General features: G+C 71.4%; 19 protein-coding genes and 1 riboswitch. Of the genes, 4 read left to right on the top strand and 15 right to left on the bottom strand.

Annotated elements, in window-relative coordinates; all coding sequences use genetic code 11:
* Positions 1-66 precede the first annotated feature (66 nt).
* Positions 67-963, top strand: a complete 897-nt coding sequence (locus VM938_06605; protein HVF74701.1) for a DUF559 domain-containing protein — start codon at positions 67-69, stop codon at positions 961-963.
* A 60-nt stretch (positions 964-1,023) separates the two neighbouring features.
* On the opposite strand, the gene VM938_06610 is transcribed toward VM938_06605, so the two are convergent.
* From VM938_06610 to thrC, 4 genes are read right to left on the bottom strand one after another with little or no spacing between them, the layout of a single operon-like run.
* Positions 1,024-1,545: a response regulator gene (locus VM938_06610; GenBank protein ID HVF74702.1), complete on the bottom strand. Its 522-nt coding sequence runs from the start codon at positions 1,543-1,545 to the stop codon at positions 1,024-1,026.
* A 2-nt stretch (positions 1,546-1,547) separates the two neighbouring features.
* A complete protein-coding gene (locus VM938_06615) occupies positions 1,548-2,015 on the bottom strand; it encodes a response regulator (protein HVF74703.1) in 468 nt (155 codons plus the stop codon).
* 41 nt (positions 2,016-2,056) lie between these two features.
* Complete coding sequence (locus VM938_06620; protein HVF74704.1) at positions 2,057-2,332, bottom strand: ubiquitin-like small modifier protein 1; 276 nt, start codon at positions 2,330-2,332, stop codon at positions 2,057-2,059.
* On the bottom strand, positions 2,329-3,567 hold the full coding sequence (gene thrC, locus VM938_06625; protein ID HVF74705.1) for a threonine synthase: 1,239 nt from the start codon (positions 3,565-3,567) through the stop codon (positions 2,329-2,331). Before thrC ends, VM938_06620 begins: the two co-directional genes overlap by 4 nt.
* A 7-nt stretch (positions 3,568-3,574) precedes the next feature.
* Positions 3,575-3,667, bottom strand: a riboswitch (SAM riboswitch).
* 45 nt (positions 3,668-3,712) lie between these two features.
* Here thrC and VM938_06630 point away from each other — a divergent pair.
* Positions 3,713-4,534, top strand: a complete 822-nt coding sequence (locus VM938_06630) for a glucosyl-3-phosphoglycerate synthase (GenBank protein ID HVF74706.1) — start codon at positions 3,713-3,715, stop codon at positions 4,532-4,534.
* On the opposite strand, the gene VM938_06635 is transcribed toward VM938_06630, so the two are convergent.
* Together VM938_06635 and VM938_06640 are read right to left on the bottom strand one after the other, a co-directional pair.
* Positions 4,531-5,628, bottom strand: a complete 1,098-nt coding sequence (locus VM938_06635; GenBank protein HVF74707.1) for an AI-2E family transporter — start codon at positions 5,626-5,628, stop codon at positions 4,531-4,533. The two genes, VM938_06630 and VM938_06635, sit on opposite strands and share 4 nt — an antisense overlap.
* Complete coding sequence (locus tag VM938_06640; protein ID HVF74708.1) at positions 5,625-6,623, bottom strand: glycerate kinase; 999 nt, start codon at positions 6,621-6,623, stop codon at positions 5,625-5,627. The genes VM938_06635 and VM938_06640 overlap by 4 nt, the downstream gene beginning before the upstream one ends.
* Before the next feature lie 21 nt (positions 6,624-6,644).
* Here VM938_06640 and VM938_06645 point away from each other — a divergent pair, with 21 nt between their 5' ends.
* On the top strand, positions 6,645-7,988 hold the full coding sequence (locus VM938_06645) for a trehalose-6-phosphate synthase (GenBank protein HVF74709.1): 1,344 nt from the start codon (positions 6,645-6,647) through the stop codon (positions 7,986-7,988).
* Here VM938_06645 and otsB read toward each other — a convergent pair.
* Entirely contained in the window at positions 7,985-8,749 is a 765-nt protein-coding gene (gene otsB / locus VM938_06650; GenBank protein HVF74710.1) for a trehalose-phosphatase, read from the bottom strand. The genes VM938_06645 and otsB overlap by 4 nt on opposite strands.
* Positions 8,750-8,771: 22 nt before the next feature.
* On the opposite strand from otsB, the gene VM938_06655 reads away from it, so the two are divergent.
* A complete protein-coding gene (locus VM938_06655) occupies positions 8,772-9,527 on the top strand; it encodes a hypothetical protein (GenBank protein ID HVF74711.1) in 756 nt (251 codons plus the stop codon).
* Between the two features lies 1 nt (position 9,528).
* Here the strand turns inward: VM938_06655 and VM938_06660 are convergent, their stop codons facing one another.
* The 8 genes from VM938_06660 to VM938_06695 all read right to left on the bottom strand — a co-directional run.
* Entirely contained in the window at positions 9,529-10,161 is a 633-nt protein-coding gene (locus tag VM938_06660; protein HVF74712.1) for a LytR C-terminal domain-containing protein, read from the bottom strand.
* Positions 10,158-10,415: a DUF3263 domain-containing protein gene (locus VM938_06665; GenBank protein ID HVF74713.1), complete on the bottom strand. Its 258-nt coding sequence runs from the start codon at positions 10,413-10,415 to the stop codon at positions 10,158-10,160. Before VM938_06665 ends, VM938_06660 begins: the two co-directional genes overlap by 4 nt.
* Before the next feature lie 172 nt (positions 10,416-10,587).
* On the bottom strand, positions 10,588-11,244 hold the full coding sequence (gene sigH, locus VM938_06670; protein HVF74714.1) for an RNA polymerase sporulation sigma factor SigH: 657 nt from the start codon (positions 11,242-11,244) through the stop codon (positions 10,588-10,590).
* Positions 11,245-11,421: 177 nt separating this feature from the next.
* Positions 11,422-12,372 carry a 23S rRNA (guanosine(2251)-2'-O)-methyltransferase RlmB gene (gene rlmB / locus VM938_06675; GenBank protein HVF74715.1) on the bottom strand — a complete coding sequence of 317 codons (951 nt, stop codon included), beginning with the start codon at positions 12,370-12,372 and terminating at the stop codon, positions 11,422-11,424.
* Complete coding sequence (gene ispF / locus VM938_06680) at positions 12,369-12,839, bottom strand: 2-C-methyl-D-erythritol 2,4-cyclodiphosphate synthase (GenBank protein ID HVF74716.1); 471 nt, start codon at positions 12,837-12,839, stop codon at positions 12,369-12,371. The genes rlmB and ispF overlap by 4 nt, the downstream gene beginning before the upstream one ends.
* A complete protein-coding gene (gene ispD, locus VM938_06685; GenBank protein ID HVF74717.1) occupies positions 12,836-13,432 on the bottom strand; it encodes a 2-C-methyl-D-erythritol 4-phosphate cytidylyltransferase in 597 nt (198 codons plus the stop codon). Before ispD ends, ispF begins: the two co-directional genes overlap by 4 nt.
* Before the next feature lie 11 nt (positions 13,433-13,443).
* Positions 13,444-14,493, bottom strand: coding sequence for a PIN domain-containing protein (locus VM938_06690; GenBank protein HVF74718.1), 1,050 nt, complete (start codon positions 14,491-14,493; stop codon positions 13,444-13,446).
* A gap of 43 nt (positions 14,494-14,536) precedes the next feature.
* Positions 14,537-14,990, bottom strand: a 454-nt coding sequence (locus VM938_06695; protein ID HVF74719.1) for a CarD family transcriptional regulator, incomplete at its 5' end; no start/stop codon positions are given.

Here is a 14,990-nt window from a genome sequence, read left to right on the forward strand (position 1 = left end):
CGCTGGAGCGCCGGATCGACGGACCAGAACCATTGGTGTCACACCCTCTGGGTTGAATGAGCGGCCATGGAGCTACGCGAACTGGCCGAACAACAGCACGGCGTCGTGTCCCGAGCGCAGTGCCGCCTCAATGGGCTCGACCGAGACCGCCTGCGCCCTGAGATCGACGCGACCCGCTTCGTTTCGCTCTCGCCGCGAGTGCTGCGCCTCGTCGGCGCGCCCCGGACGGCCCGGACGCACGTCATGGCGGCGGTACTCGATGCAGGAGGCGACGCCGTCGCCTCGCATCGGACCGCCGCCGCTCTGTGGCGCCTACCCGGGTTTTCCTTGGCCTCGCAGCCCGAGGTGAGTCGGCTGCACGGCGGGGACAACGAAACCGGTCCCACCCTTGCTTTCCTTCACCACCCCCGGCTCCTGCCTGATCACCACTGCACGGTGGTCGAAGGCATCCCGGTCACGACGCCCGCCCGCACGTTGTTCGACCTGGCCGGCGTACTCCAGTTCCCGCGCACGGAGCGGGCTGTCGACAACGCGCTCGCCATGTCACCCGGACTGCTCCGAGTGCTGCACCGCATGCTGCCCGAGCTGGCCCGGCGGGGACGCACCGGCATCACCGCCATGCGCACGATCCTGGCCGACCGGCCTGCCGGGTACATCGCCCCGGCGTCCGGGCTTGAGGCGCGGGTCGTGCGGTTGCTCGACGAGGCGGGCATCCGCACCCGACGACAGGTCGACCTCGGCGGGGACGACTGGATCGGTCGGGTCGACTTGGTCGTCGTCGGTACGCCCGTGGTCATCGAGGTCGACAGCGCCCGGTACCACTCGTCGAAGCTCGACCGCGAGCGCGACGCCCGTCGTGACACCGAGCTACGAGGCCGCGGCTACGAGGTCGTGCGCGTCACCGAGGAGGACGCCTGGCACCGGCCGGCGGCCGTCGTCCAGGCGGTTCGCCGTGCGGCCTGACGCGCTTCTGGTCCGTACATCCGGCGCTGGAGCGCCGGATGTACGGACCAGAACGACAGATCAGCCGGCGAGGAACTGGGCGTGGCGGCCGAGGGCGGCGCCGACACGTTCGTTGAGCGCCCGCTCGTCGGTCGACACCGCGGCCCGCCGGGAGCGGACCTCGTCCATCTCCATCGACAACAGGTCGCGCACGGTGTTGAGCAGGAAGTCGACGTCGACCGGCTTGGTCAGGTACTCGTCGGCGCCCAAGCGCAAGCACTTGCGGACGTCCTCTTCCTGCGAGCAGCACGTCAGCATGACGATGCGGGTCTCGGCTCCGCCTTCGGCGGCCAGCGCCTCGAGCACGCCGTAGCCGTCGACGTGCGGCATCATCATGTCGAGCACCATGCAGGCAGGCGGCGCTTCGTGGATCGTCTCCAAGGCAGCGCGGCCGTCCTCGGCGTGGCTCACCTCGTAGCCCTCGCTTTCGAGGACCAGCCGAAGCATCCCCGCAATCAGCGGGTCGTCGTCGACAACCAGGACGGCCATGTCGGAACCATCGGCACGGCCCGTCGCCGGGTTGAGCGTCGTGACCGTCGACATCGTCAGCGCGTCACCATCCGGGGCCGGCTGAACGCCGACTCCAACCGCTCCAGCAACTCCGCCTTCTGCAGCTCCGACTCACGCCGCTCCTGCAGTTGCGCAGCCGTGCACTTCATGAGCTCGGCCACCTTCTCCACCAGGGCATCGGGGTCGAAGGGCTTGGTCAGGTACTCGTCCGCCCCCAGCTCCCAGCCCCGCACGTAGTCGCGCTCGGCCGTCTTGCAGGTCAGGATCAGCACCCGGGCTTCGGGCGCCAGGCCCAACTGCCGCTTCGAGCGCAGCACGCCGAAGCCGTCGACGCCCGGCATCATCAGGTCGAGCACCACGCAGTCGGGTGCCCGCTTCTCCATGGCGGCGATGGCCTCGGCCCCGTCCCCCGCCTCCCGCACCACGTAACCCGCGTCCTCCATAGTGAAGGCCAGGATCCCGCGGATATCGGGGTCGTCGTCCACGATCAGCACCTCTGCCATACCGCGCGTATCGGCGGCAGCGGCGGCCGAGTTGAGCCGGATCAGCCCCCGGCGACAGCGGGCACGATGGAAAGCGTCTGCCCGTCGCTCACCGACGTGTCGAGCCCTTGGAGGAAGCGGACGTCCTCGTCGGCCAGGAACACGTTGACGAAACGTCGCAGCTTGCCGTCCTCGTCGAAGATGCGCTCCCCGAAGCCGGGGTGGGCCACGTCGAGCGCCTTGAGGGCGTCACCGACCGTCGAGGCGTCGACGGCGACCTCGCCCGACCCACCGGTCAGGTTGCGCAACTGGGTGGGGATACGGACGGTCACGCTCACGACGGGTCAACCTCCACGGCTTCGTTGAACGCATCCAACGTAGGCCGGATGGTGGCGGTCGGCCCGCATTGGGGAGCCACCGCCTCGATAGTCTTGAAGCCGATGCCGGTCACGTACGCCACCACCCGCTCGTCGGGCCGCACCACGCCCGCGGCCGCCAGCTTGGCCAGGGTGGCGATGGTGACGCCGCCCGCCGTCTCGGCGAAGATCCCCTCGGTACGGGCCAGCAGGCGGATGCCCTCCACCACTTCCTCGTCGGTCACCGCGCCGATGGCGCCGCCCGTCTTGCGCACCACCTCGAGGGCGTAGGGCCCGTCGGCGGGGTTCCCGATGGCCAGCGACTTGGCGATGGTGTTGGGCTTCACCGGCTTCACGTAGTCGGAGCCTTCGGCGAAGGCGGTAGCCACCGGCGAGCAGCCTTCGGCCTGCGCGCCCGAGATGCGCACATGGGGCTCCTCGTCGAGCAGGCCGACCTTCCACAGCTCGCCGAAGCCCTTGTCGATCTTTGTCAGCTGCGAGCCCGAGGCAATGGGCACGACCACGTGGTCGGGCGCCCGCCACCCCAGCTGCTCGGCCACCTCGTAGGCCAAGGTCTTGGAGCCCTCGGCGTAGTAGGTGCGCACGTTGACGTTGACGAACGCCCACGTGGGGTGCTCGGAGGCCAACTCGGCGCACAGCCGGTTCACGTCGTCGTAGGAACCCTCGACGGCGATGAGGCGCCCGCCGTAGACGGCGGTGGTGACGACCTTGCCCTGTTCGAGGTCGTGGGGGATGAACACGATGGAGTCCATGCCGGCCCGGGCCGCATGGGCCGCCACCGAGTTGGCCAGGTTGCCGGTCGACGCGCAGGCGGCCACCTTGAACCCGAGCTCGCGAGCCTTGGTCAGCGCCACCGAGACCACCCGGTCCTTGAACGAGCCGGTGGGGTTCAGCGTGTCGTTCTTGACCCACAGCTCGCCCAGGCCCAGCTCGGCGGCCAGGCGGTCGGCCCGCACCAGCGGCGTGAAGCCTGCGCCCAGGTTGACCGGGTCGGTGGAGTCTGCGGGCAACAGGTCGGCGTAGCGCCAGATGGTCGTGGGCCCTGCCGCGATCTTCTCCCGCGTCAGCGACGAACCGATGGCCTCGTAGTCGTAGACCACTTCCAACGGGCCGAAGCAGTACTCGCAGACGTGCAGCGCCTCGGCCGGGTACGGGCGCGCGCACTCACGACATCGCAATCCTTCGACGAACGACACTTCGGCCTCCTCATCGTTCCGGGCAGTGGCACCTGGAGCCTGGAAGCTCTGGTTGCCGCGGTGTCTGCGGGCCCGGTCCCTCGACCGCTCTGGATGGGGTGAGGCATCAATCGTGGCGCAGCCCGACTACGGCCGTCAAAGACCTTTGAGCGACAATGGCGACGTGCACGGCTCCTTGATGCGGACGTTCTCGCACGACGACTTCGCGCCCGCCGCGCTGGTCGCCGCCAAGGCGGGCCGCACGGTGACGGTGTGCCTGCCCGCCCAGGACGAGGAGCCCACGGTCGGCGCCATCGTGGCCTGCATCCGGGCCGAGTTGCCAGGCCTGGTGGACGAGGTGCTGGTGGTCGACGACGAGTCGACCGACGGCACCGCCACCGCGGCGATGCGGGCGGGCGCCCGGGTGGTGCGGGGCGCAGGCGCGGGCAAGGGCGACGCCATGCGCCTCGGCGTGCAGTGCGCCGAGGGCGACATCGTGGCCTTCTGCGACGCCGACGTGCGCAACTTCACCGCGGGCTTCGTGGTCGGCCTGCTCGGCCCATTGCTCACCACAGACGAGGTGGCCTTCGTCAAGGGCTACTACCGGCGCCCCTTCGAAGGCCGCGCGGGCCAGGGCGGCCGGGTCACCGAGCTCACGGCCAAGCCGTTGTTGCGGGTGCTGTTCCCCCACCTTGCCGGCGTGCTGCAGCCCTTGGGCGGCGAGTGCGCGGCGCCGCGCGACGTGTTCGACCGGGTGCCGTTCGTCAAGGGGTGGGGCGTCGACATCGGCCTCGTCATCGACATCACCGCGGCCTACGGCGCCAACGCCATCGCCCAGGTAGACCTCGGCGAACGCGTGCACTTCAACCGCCCGCTCGACGAGCTGAGCCTGCAGTCGGAAGCCATCGTGCGCACGGTGCTGGCCCGGGCCGGACTGCAGCCCGCAGTGCCGGAGTCGGCACCGCTGGTCACCCGGCGAACTGCCTAGACCACATCCTCGACGAGGCCGGGGCCTGTCTCGACCGGCCCCGGTTCCTCGCCCAGCACGTGCACCCGCCACGCGTGGCTTAACAGGATCTTGAGCACGGCGGCGGCGGGCACGGCCAGCAGCAGCCCGAAGAACCCGCCCAGGGTGCCGCCCACCAACAGGGCAAGGATCACCACAGCCGGGTGCAACTGCACGGTGCGGTGCATGACCTGGGGGGTGATGAAGTGGTTGTCGATCTGCTGGGCCGTCACCATCACCACCACCACGCCGAGCGCCTGCAACGGCGAGCCGGTGGTCAGGGCGATGATGATGCCGGGGATGCCGCCCACCCACGGCCCGATGAGCGGGATGATGTTGAACAGCCCGGCGATCATGCCCACGAGGAACCAGAAGCGCAGGCCGATGGCCAGCAGGCCGACCGAGCACATGACGCCCACGATGGTCGCCACCAAGAGCTGGCCCCGGAAGAACCCGCCGATGGCCCGGTTGAGGCGGTGGGCCAACAGCAGCACCTCGTGCCGGGCGCCGTCGGGGATGAGGCTCTCGGCCGCCTGTCGCACGTGGGGCAGGTCGACCAACAGGTAGAAGGCGACGACCGGTGCAAGGAAGAGGATCAAGAGCACGTGGAAGATCTCCACGCCGATGTCGCGCAGGCGGTTGAGCCGCTCCCGCAAGGTGGCGTCGTCCTGCGAGAAGGTCTGCTCCAGCTCGGCCCGGGTGAACTCCCAGAAGGTGCCCTCCGACTCGACGGCACGGTCGTCGACCCAGCGCTCCACCCGCTGCTCGATGGCAGGCCACTCCTCCGACAGTTCGTCGGCCTGCGACGCCGCCAACGGCGCCAGCAGGAAGCCCGCCCCCACCAGGGAGCCGAGCACCACCACGTAGGCCAAGCCCGTGCCCAACGCACGGGGGACGCCATGCCGTTGCAGCCGGGTGACGATCGGGTTGAGCAGGAAGACGATGGCGCCCGCCAGCACCAGGGGCGGGAACGCAACCCGCACCGTCCAGGCGATCAGGCCGAGCACGGCGAGCAGGGCGGCGATGCCGACGATCGCCCAGCTCAGTTGGCCCGCCCGGCGCAGCCGCTCCGTCACGGCGTCAGGGTATCGGTGAGGTAGGCCGTCACGGCGTCTTCGATGCACGCGGTCGTCTCCGCCCGCGCCCGCTCCTCGCCGAAACGCTCGACCAACGAGACGAACGTGGCGTCGGCCGGGCCGCGCTCGAAGACCTGGCCGGCCACCACGAGGGCGGGCACGCCCGCCTCCGCCGCCAGTTCGAGCACGCCGCCCACCACCTTGCCCTCGAAGGAGTGCTCGTCGACGAAGCCTTCGCCCGTCACGACGAGGTCGGCGGACTCGATGCGTTCGGCCAGGCCCACGGCGTCGGCCACCACGTCGAAACCGGGCACCAGCGTGGCGCCCAGTGCGGCGAGCCCCCCCGCCAGGCCGCCCGCGGCGCCCGAGCCGGGCAGGGCGCGCACGTCGATGCCGTAGTCGTCCTCGTAGACCTGGGCCAGCCGCTCCAGCCGGCGGCGCAGGAGGGCCACTTGGGCAGCGGTGGCGCCCTTCTGGGGGGCGAAGTGCTCGGCAGCGTCAACGAATGTGGTGGTCACGTCGCAGGCCACCACCAGTTCCACACCCCGTAGGCGGGCGTGCGGCTCCAAGGCGGTGAGGCAGGCCAGGCCCCCGTCGGTGGTGGCCGAGCCGCCCACGCCCACGATGACCTTGCGGGCGCCGCCCGACACGGCGGCGTTGATCAAATCGCCCACCCCGGCCGTCGACGCCCGCATGGGGTCGTTCCACTCGGGGCCGCCCAACAGGTCGAGGCCCGCGGCCTGCGCCATCTCGATCACCGCCGTGCGCCCCTGCAGGCGCCACTCCGCTTCGACCGCCTCCCCGAGGGGGCCGCGCACCCGGGCGCGGCGCACGCTGCCGCCCAACGCTTCGAGAATCCCCTCGCCGCCGTCGGCCATCGGCACGGCGTCGCAGGTCCACCCGGCGGCCTTCGCAGCCCGTCCCACTGCCGCCGCCACCGAGGCCGCGTTGGCGGTCCCGCGGAACTTGTCCGGTGCGGCGACGACGTGAGGCACACGGGTATGGTGCCAGCCGCCATGCCCCCCCGTGACCTCGTCATCGTCTCCAACCGCGGCCCGTTGTCGTTCCGCTACGACGACGAGGGCGCCCTGGCCACCGTGCGAGGGGGTGGCGGGCTGGTCACCAGCCTCGGCCCCGCCGTCGAAGGCACGGGCGCCACGTGGATGGCCGCCGCCCTCAGCGACGCCGACCGGGAAGCCGCCTCGGCGGGCGTGGTCGACGCCGAGGGCTTCCGGCTGCGCTCCCTGGTGGTCGACGAAGGCGACTACCGCCAGTTCTACGACGTCGTCGCCAACGCCACCCTGTGGTTCCTGCACCACGGCTTGTGGGACCTGGTGCGCCGCCCCCGCTTCGACCGGCACTGGCACCAGGCGTGGGCCACGTTCCGAGCGGTCAACGCCGCCTTCGCCGACGCCGTGGCCGCCGAGGCGCCCGAGGGCGCCACCGTGCTGGTGCACGACTACCACCTGTCGCTGGTGGGCGCCCGGCTGCGCAAGCTGCGGCCCGACCTGGCGACGGCCTACTTCCACCACACGCCGTTCTGCACGCCGACCGAGCTGCGCACGCTGCCCACGGCAGTCGCCGTCGAACTGCTGGAGGGCATGGCGGGCAGCGGCGCCTGCGGCTTCCACTCGGCCCGCTGGCAGGCCAACTTCGAAGCGTGCTGCCGGGAGGTGCTGGGCCATGTGCCGCCCACGTTCGTGGCCCCGGCGGCGGCCAACGTCGACGACATCACATCGGTCGAAGCGCCCGCGCTCGACTTCGGCGGCCGCCGGGTCATCGCCCGGGTCGACCGCATCGAGCTGTCGAAGAACATCGTGCGCGGCTTCCTGGCCTACGACGAACTGCTGCGCAGCCGGCCCGACCTGCGGGGGCAGGTGGTGTTCGCGGCGTCGATCTACCCCTCGCGCCAGTCGCTGGTCGACTACCTGGCCTACGCCAACGAGGTGGAGGCGGTGGTCGACCGGGTCAACGCCGAGTGGGGCGCCGAGTCGTGGACGCCGATCGTGCTCGACACCTCCGACGACTTCCCCCGGTCGGTGGCCGTCCTGCGCTCCTACGACGTGCTTCTGGTCAACCCCATCCGCGACGGGCTCAACCTGGTGGCCAAGGAAGGGCCGATCGTGAACGAACGCGACGGCGTGCTGGTGCTGTCGCCCGAGGCCGGCGCGTGGGCCGAGCTCGGTCCCGCGACCATCGAGGCCCACCCCTTCGACATCATGGGTACGGCGGAGGCATTGGGGCGGGCGCTCGACCTCGACGCCGCCGAGCGAGCGCGGCGGGCGGCCGAACTGCGGACGCTGGCGTCTACCGGCACCTCGCACGACTGGCTGGCCGCCCAGGTCGCCGCCGCCCGCTAGCCCGCCAACTGCTCCAACAGGGCGAGAGCGCCCACGGGGCCGTCGACGATGATGTCGGCCGCCTCCACCAGGCCGGGCGGCACCTCGTCGCTGCCCGCCACCACCTTGAGGGTGGCCACCCCTTGCTCGCGCAGGGCGTCGAGGGCGGCGAAGGCAGGCAGGTCGCCCACGTCGTCGCCCAGGAAGCACACGGCGGCCAACCCTTCCGACAGCTCCCGCACCACGGTGCCCTTGTCGACCTCGACCGGCGGGCGCAGCTCGTCCGACATGCGGGCGGGGTGCACCGCCAGGCCGGTGCGGGCCGCCGTGGCCTCGCACCACAGGCGGACCCATTCCCCGTGCTCGGGCACCGTGCGGTAGTGGACGGTGACCGAGAGCCCCTTGCGTTCCACGGCGACGCCGTCGGGCGCCTGTTCCTCGGCCTCGCACGCCGCTGTCTCGATGACGGCGCGCCACTCTTCGGCCCGGGGGTGGGTGGTGGTGGCGTCGCCCTCGGCGTACTCCATGCCGTAGAGGCCGGACACGAACAGCTCGGGCGCCTCCTCCAGGCGGAGGCGGCGGGCCAGGAAGGCGGCGGGACGGCCGGACACGACGGCCACCCGCTTGTAGCGGCGCGACAACCGGTGCAGCACCTCGACGGCGCCGGGCAGGGGGCGGGCGCCCGCCGGGTCCTCGACGATGGGAGCGAGCGTGCCGTCGAAGTCGGTGAGGATGCCTGCCGTGCGCGGCGAGTCGAGGAAGGGCGCCAGGGGGGTGGTCACGCCGGAACGGTACCCTTCCCCGGTGCGCCGCCTCCTGCTGCTCGTGGCGTCGGTGGCCGGCCTCGCTGGGTGCCAAGACGGCACCGTGCAGGTCGCCTTCCGGCCTGCCACCGGTGCTCGCTACGACTACCGGGTGACCGTCACCGCCGAGGTGGTGACCCGCATCGGCGACCGTCCTGAGCGCCGCTCGACCGAAGACGACGTGTTCACCGCCCGCCACAGCGTCCTGTCGACCGGCGACGACGGCAGCCGGGTGGAGGTGCGGGTGGAGGCGGCGGCCGAAGAGCCCCGCACCTTCGTCGTACGGCTGGACCGGGCCGGGCAACTGGCCGAGGTGCAGCGCATCGAGGGCGTGCCCGCCGACATCCTGGGCGGCCTGGGGCTGTCGGAGATCTTCCCGGCCGCAGCGGCGGCACCGCCGGAACGGGGGCTGGCACCGGGCGACCGGTGGGACATCCAGGGCCTGGTGACCGGCACAGGACGGCTCACCGCCCTAGGCGTCGTGGGCGGCCGCAACCTGGCCACGGTGGAGAGCGACTACGTGCTGCCGGTGGGACGAGTAGCCGACGACGGGGGCAACCGGGTGCGCCTCGACGGGTCGCAGCGCACCACGGCCACCTCCACGCACGACCTGCGCGACGGCGCCGTACAGGAGGTACGGGCGGAGACGGCGGGGACGTTCACCCTGCAGTTGCTCCCCCCCGAGGGCACCAGCGGCCCCATCGTGCCCGGCACCCTCGAAGTGCGGGTGCGTTCGGTCACCACCCGCTTGGGGTGAGCTACCTGGTCGTGGTGGTGGTGCCCGCCCGGGCGGTGGTGGTGGTGTTGGCCCGAGCCGTGGTGGAGGTGCTGCTGCTCGCCGTGCCGCCGCTCGCCGGTGCGTTGGCCAGGTCGGGGCCCACGACAACGAGGATGTTGGCGGCCTTGAGGTCGGCCACGGGCGGCGGGTTGGGCATGGCTTGGACGGCGGCGGGCTGGAGGCCCAGCGTCTGGGCCAAGGCCGCGGCCTCCCGCTCGAACCCGGCGGTGAAGTAGACGGCCGAGGCGGTGGCCGCTGTCTTGGTGTCGGTGGCGGCCAAGGCGTTGTAGCCGGCGGCCATCACCCGGTCCTTGATGCGCCCGCCCGCACCCTTGGTGCTGGTGCCGTTGGCGGTGAGCACGCGCACGTCCTTGGGCTGGCGCAGCGGGGTCGTGCTGGTGGTGGGCTGCTGGGCGGCCGCCGACGTGGTGGTCGTGGTGTCGTCGGACGACGTCGTCTCCACCTGCTCGCCCGGCACCGGTTCGTCGATGCGGTTGAGGAGGAACAGGCCGAGCAGGAAGGCGACGGCCACCAGCACCAGGCCACGTCCCGTGTTCGCCCCCACCGAGCGGGTCATCGACCCCTCGTCGGCGACGTGACGACCCCGTCTCACCGGCCCGGCGGCTGGGCTGAGCGGCCTTCGAAGCGAGCCCGCCGGCGCCGGTCACGCAGACGCCGCAGGCGCCGGACGACCAACGGGTCGTAGGCGATGGCCTCGGGTGACTCCAGCAGCTCGCTCAGCACTTGGTAGTAGCGGGTGGGCGAAAGGTCGAACCGCTCACGGATGGCGAGTTCCTTGGGGCCGGGCTCGGTCCACCACGAACGCTCGAAATCGAGGATCGCCTGGTCGCGCTCGGAAAGTGACATCCCCGACACCCTGCCAGGCAGGACGGTCGGGTTCAAGGACCCTCGGGATCCCTCGGGTCCCGTCAGGCACGGGATCCTTCCCGCCTGCTCCGCAGTCGGGCCCCTTCCGTGCCTGCCACCCGAGGGAGAGCGCTGTGCGGAATCGACCTGCGGTCGATGCTGAAGGCCCCTTTTAGACGGGGACGGCGTCTTCGAGCGCACGCTCCTGCAGGTGCACGTCGAGCTTGCGCTTGATGCGCTGCAGGGCGTTGTCGATCGACTTCACGTGGCGGCCCAGCTGGTCGCCGATCTCCTGGTACGACTTGCCCTCCACGTAGAGGCGCAGGACGTCGACCTCCAGGCCCGAGAGCATCTCGGCCATCGAGCGCCGCATCTCGGCCATGCGCTCGTTGGACACGATCTCGTCGGCCGGGTCGGCCAGGTAGTGGTCGTCGAGCAGATCCTCGACGGTGCGCTCGCTGGGGTCGTCGGTGCCGCGGACGCCCGAGATCGACACGTACTGGTTGAGGGGCTGGTGCTTCTGCCGGGTCGCCGTCTTGATGGCGGTGATGACCTGGCGGGTGATGCACAGTTCGGCGAAGGCCCGGAACGACGCCTGGCGGTCGGGGTTGTAGTCGCGAGCGGCCTTGAACAGGCCGATCATGCCCTCCTGCTCGATGTCGTCGGAGTCGGCCCCGACGAGGAAGTAGCCGCGGGCCTTGGCCCGGGCGAAGCGCCGGTAGCGCTCGAGCAGGATCTGCAGCGCCTCGTGGTCTCCCTCGTGGAAGCGAGCCACCAGTTCAGTGTCGGACAGCTCAATCAGGGGGGTGAGATCGAGGCGAAGGGCCATGTGTGCGCTCCTACGAGGCTGTGACGAGAGGTCCTAGAAACCCGATCCCGGAGTGACTACACCGAGGGGGCTAGTCCTTTGTAACCAGTCGGTAACCTGGGTGTCAATGGTCACAGCCCAGCGCGCGGCCCGAAAATACCCCTTTAGGGGTCGATCTACACAAAAAATCCGGGGTAACTAGGAGGATCGGCGGCGGGCAAGCTCGAACGAGGCGACCGCGCCGGCGGCGGCCACGTTGAGCGAGTCGATGGCCCCGAACTGCGGGATCGACGCCAATAGGTCGCACCGCTGGCGGGCCAGCCGCGACAGGCCTGCCCCCTCGGCGCCCAGCACCAGGGCGATGGGCGTGGAGGCCACGTCGAAGTCGAGCTCGAAGAGGCTCTTGGGGGCCTCGGCGTCCAGGCCAATTGACCAAACCCCGGCGTCACCCAGTGTCTTGAGGGCGGCGGGGATGCCCGGCACCACGGCGATCGGCATGTGCTCGATGGCGCCTGCCGCCGCCTTGGCCACCGTGGGGGTGACGTGGGCGGCCCGGTGCTTGGGCACGACCACGCCGGTCACGCCTGCGCACTCCGCCGTGCGCAGGAGGGCACCCAGGTTGTGGGGGTCGGTGATGCCGTCGAGGCAGAGGAGGAAGGCGTCGGGGCGGGCCAGGTCGTCGAGGTCGAGCTCGGGGAGGGGGTCGGCGTGGGCCAGCACGCCCTGCGGCGAGTCGGTGCGGGCCTCGCCCTCAAGGCGGCCCCGGCTGACTGTGCGGATGGGGATGCGCTGCTCGGAGGCCTGGTCGAGTATCTCGGCCAGCAAAGGCGACTCGTCGAGGCCGTCGGCCAGCCACACGTCACGGACCTTGCGACGCCGCGCTGTGAGCAGTTCCCGGACGGCGCGGCGGCCCTCGACCTGTTCGCCGCCCAGGCCCCGCGGGCCGCTGGGGCGGCGGACGGGGGCCGGGTCGGCCTGCGGGAGGCGGCGGCGCACAGGGGCCGCGCCCTGGGCCGTCGGGAGGCCCTGGCGGCGGGCCTTGGCAGCGGCGCGGCCCGCGGCGCGTGCGGCCTTCTGGGGCGCCTGCTTCTTGGCCACCGCGTCGCGGTGGACCTGTCCTCGGTTGCCCTTGCGGGGTTTTTCTCTCATGCGGTGATGTCCTCCAGCAGGGCGACGGCGTAGCAGGCGATGCCCTCGCCCCGGCCGATGGCACCCAGGCCCTCGGCCCGGGTGGCCTTGACGGTGACGGGGGCGCCTAGCGCGGCGCTGAGGCGATCCTGCATCTCCGCCCGGCGGGGCGCCAGCTTGGGCGCCTCCAACACGACCGTGCAGTCGACGTTCACGGGCTGATAGCCGGCGTTATGCACACGGGCGACCACCTCGGTGAGCAGGGCGATGCTGTCGGCGCCCGCCCACTGCGGGTCGGTGTCGGGAAACAGCCCGCCGAGGTCCCCCATCCCGGCCGCACCCAGCAGGGCGTCGGCCACGGCGTGGGCGACGGCGTCGGCGTCGCTGTGCCCCTTGAGGCCCCGCTCGCCCTCGAAGTGGACGCCGCCCAGGACGAGGCGCCTGCCGTCCTCGAACGGGTGCACGTCGAAGCCCATGCCGACCCTCACAGATCGCTCCGGTGCGTGATCTTGCGGTTCAGGGGGTCGCCGGGGACGACGACGACGGTGCCCCCCGCCGCCTCGACCAAAGCCGCGTCGTCGGTGGCGTCGCCCGTGTCCGCCCGGCGCAGCACGTCGGCCTTGAAGGCTTGGGGGGTCTGCACGCCCACCAGCGTCGAGCGGTCGAGCGTCTCCACCACCCGGTCGCCGTCGACCCGCTTCACGGTGTCGGCAAGGGGCACGCCCGGTACGGCGCCGTCGGCCCCGGCCCGCACGGCGGCGATCACCGCCTCGAACAGGCGCGGCGGCGCCGACGGTCGGGCCGCGTCGTGCACGACGACGATCTGGGCGTCGGCGGGCACAGCGGCCAAGCCCGCTCGCACCGAGTCGGAACGAGTGGCGCCGCCCGCCACCACGGCGTCGGCCTTCTCTTCGTCTCCGAGGCGGTCGGCAGGCACCACCAGCACCACCCCGTCGCAGGCGGCCCGGCAAGCGTCGAGCGACCAGTCGAGCACCCGGCGTCCGTCGAGCGGCTCGTACTGCTTGGGAGCCCCGAACCGGCTGCCCGACCCGGCGGCCACGAGGATCGCCCACACGCTCACGCGTGCGGACGCTACCCGGCGAGGGAGGCGAACAACATCCGGCCGACCGAGGTCTGGACGTTGCTGGTGATGCGCACGTTGACCTCCTGGCCCACCAGTTCGGTGGCGTCGGCCACCACGACCATGGTCCCGTCGTCGAGGTACCCCACGCCCTGGCCGGGCTCGCGGCCCTCCTTGGCGATGGGCAGGCGGATGACCTCGCCGGGCACGTGCACGGGCCGCACGCTGTCGGACAGCCGGTGCAGGCTCAGGCAGCGCACCCCCTGCACCTCGGCCACCTTCTGCAGGGCGCCGTCGACGGTCAGAAGGCGCGCGGACAGGCGCTTGGCCAGGGCCACCAGCTTGGCGTCGACCTCGTCGTACTCGGGGACCTCGTCGTCGAGCACGTGCACCTCGACGCCGGGGAAGTGGCGCAGTGCTTCGAGCAGTTCCAAGGCCCGGCGGCCCCGGCGGCGGCGGGTGGGCTCCTGGGCGTCGGCGATCGTCTGGAGCTCGTCGAGCACGAACTGGGGCACCAGCAGGTCGTCGGTGATGAAGCCGGCCCGGGCCAGCGACAGGAGGCGCCCGTCGATCACCGCACTGGTGTCGAGGATGATGGCGTCCTGTTCGACGAGAGCGCCGAGCGGCGTGGCTCGCACCAGCGGGCGGGTCGACAGGCCTGCCAGGGCGAGCAGTTCGTCGCTCTTGCGGGAGCCGAGGGAAAAGCCCCAGTAGGCACCGATCCAGACCACGAGGCCGAGCACGGCCCAGCCCGCCTGGCTGGGCAGGAGCAGGACGACAGGGATGCCGACCACGCCGGCGAGGCCGCCGAAGGCCAAGCCCCCGACAGCGCCTGCGAACAGCCGGGGGGCGGGGGTCTGTTCGATCCGGTGCTCGGTCGAGCGCATGACCTGGCCGAGCAACCGCCCCACGAGGCCGCCCGCCACGTAGCCCACGCAGGCGCCCAGGGTGGCGCCCAGGATGGCTCCGGAGCCGTCGTCGTTGGGGCCGCCGTCACCGATGGCATAACCGCCGGCGGTGGCGAGGAAGACGACGAAGAGGCGGACGATCTCGACAAACATGCCGTGTAGTTCATCGGCGCCCGCGGGGGACGCCTGAACCTTGCTACGGCAAGGCGTCGTTGAGCTTCTTTTCCGCTTCTTCCTCGGAGACGCCGATGGCGAAGGTCAGTTCGGACACCAGGATCTGCCTCGCCCGAGTCAGCATGCGCTTCTCGCCCGCGGACAGGCCCTTGTCCTTGTCGCGGATCGACAGGTTCCGGACGACCTCGGCCACCTGGTAGATGTCGCCCGACTTCAGCTTCTCCACGTGGTTCTTGTAGCGGCGAGACCAGTTGGTGGGCATGCGCGCCTCCTTCTTGCGAAGGACAGCGAACACCTCCTCGACCTCCTCGTCGTTGATGACCTCACGAAGTCCGACCTCCTCGGTCTTGTTCGTGGGCACCATGAGCGTCAGGTCACCGTACGCGAGACGGAGAACGAGGTACTCGTGCGTCTCGCCGAAGGCCTCCTTCTCCTCCTTCCGCTCAATCGTGGCAGCACCGTGGTGCGGATAAACG

The organism is Acidimicrobiales bacterium (genome assembly GCA_035536915.1).
GTDB lineage: Bacteria > Actinomycetota > Acidimicrobiia > Acidimicrobiales > JAHWLA01 > JAHWLA01.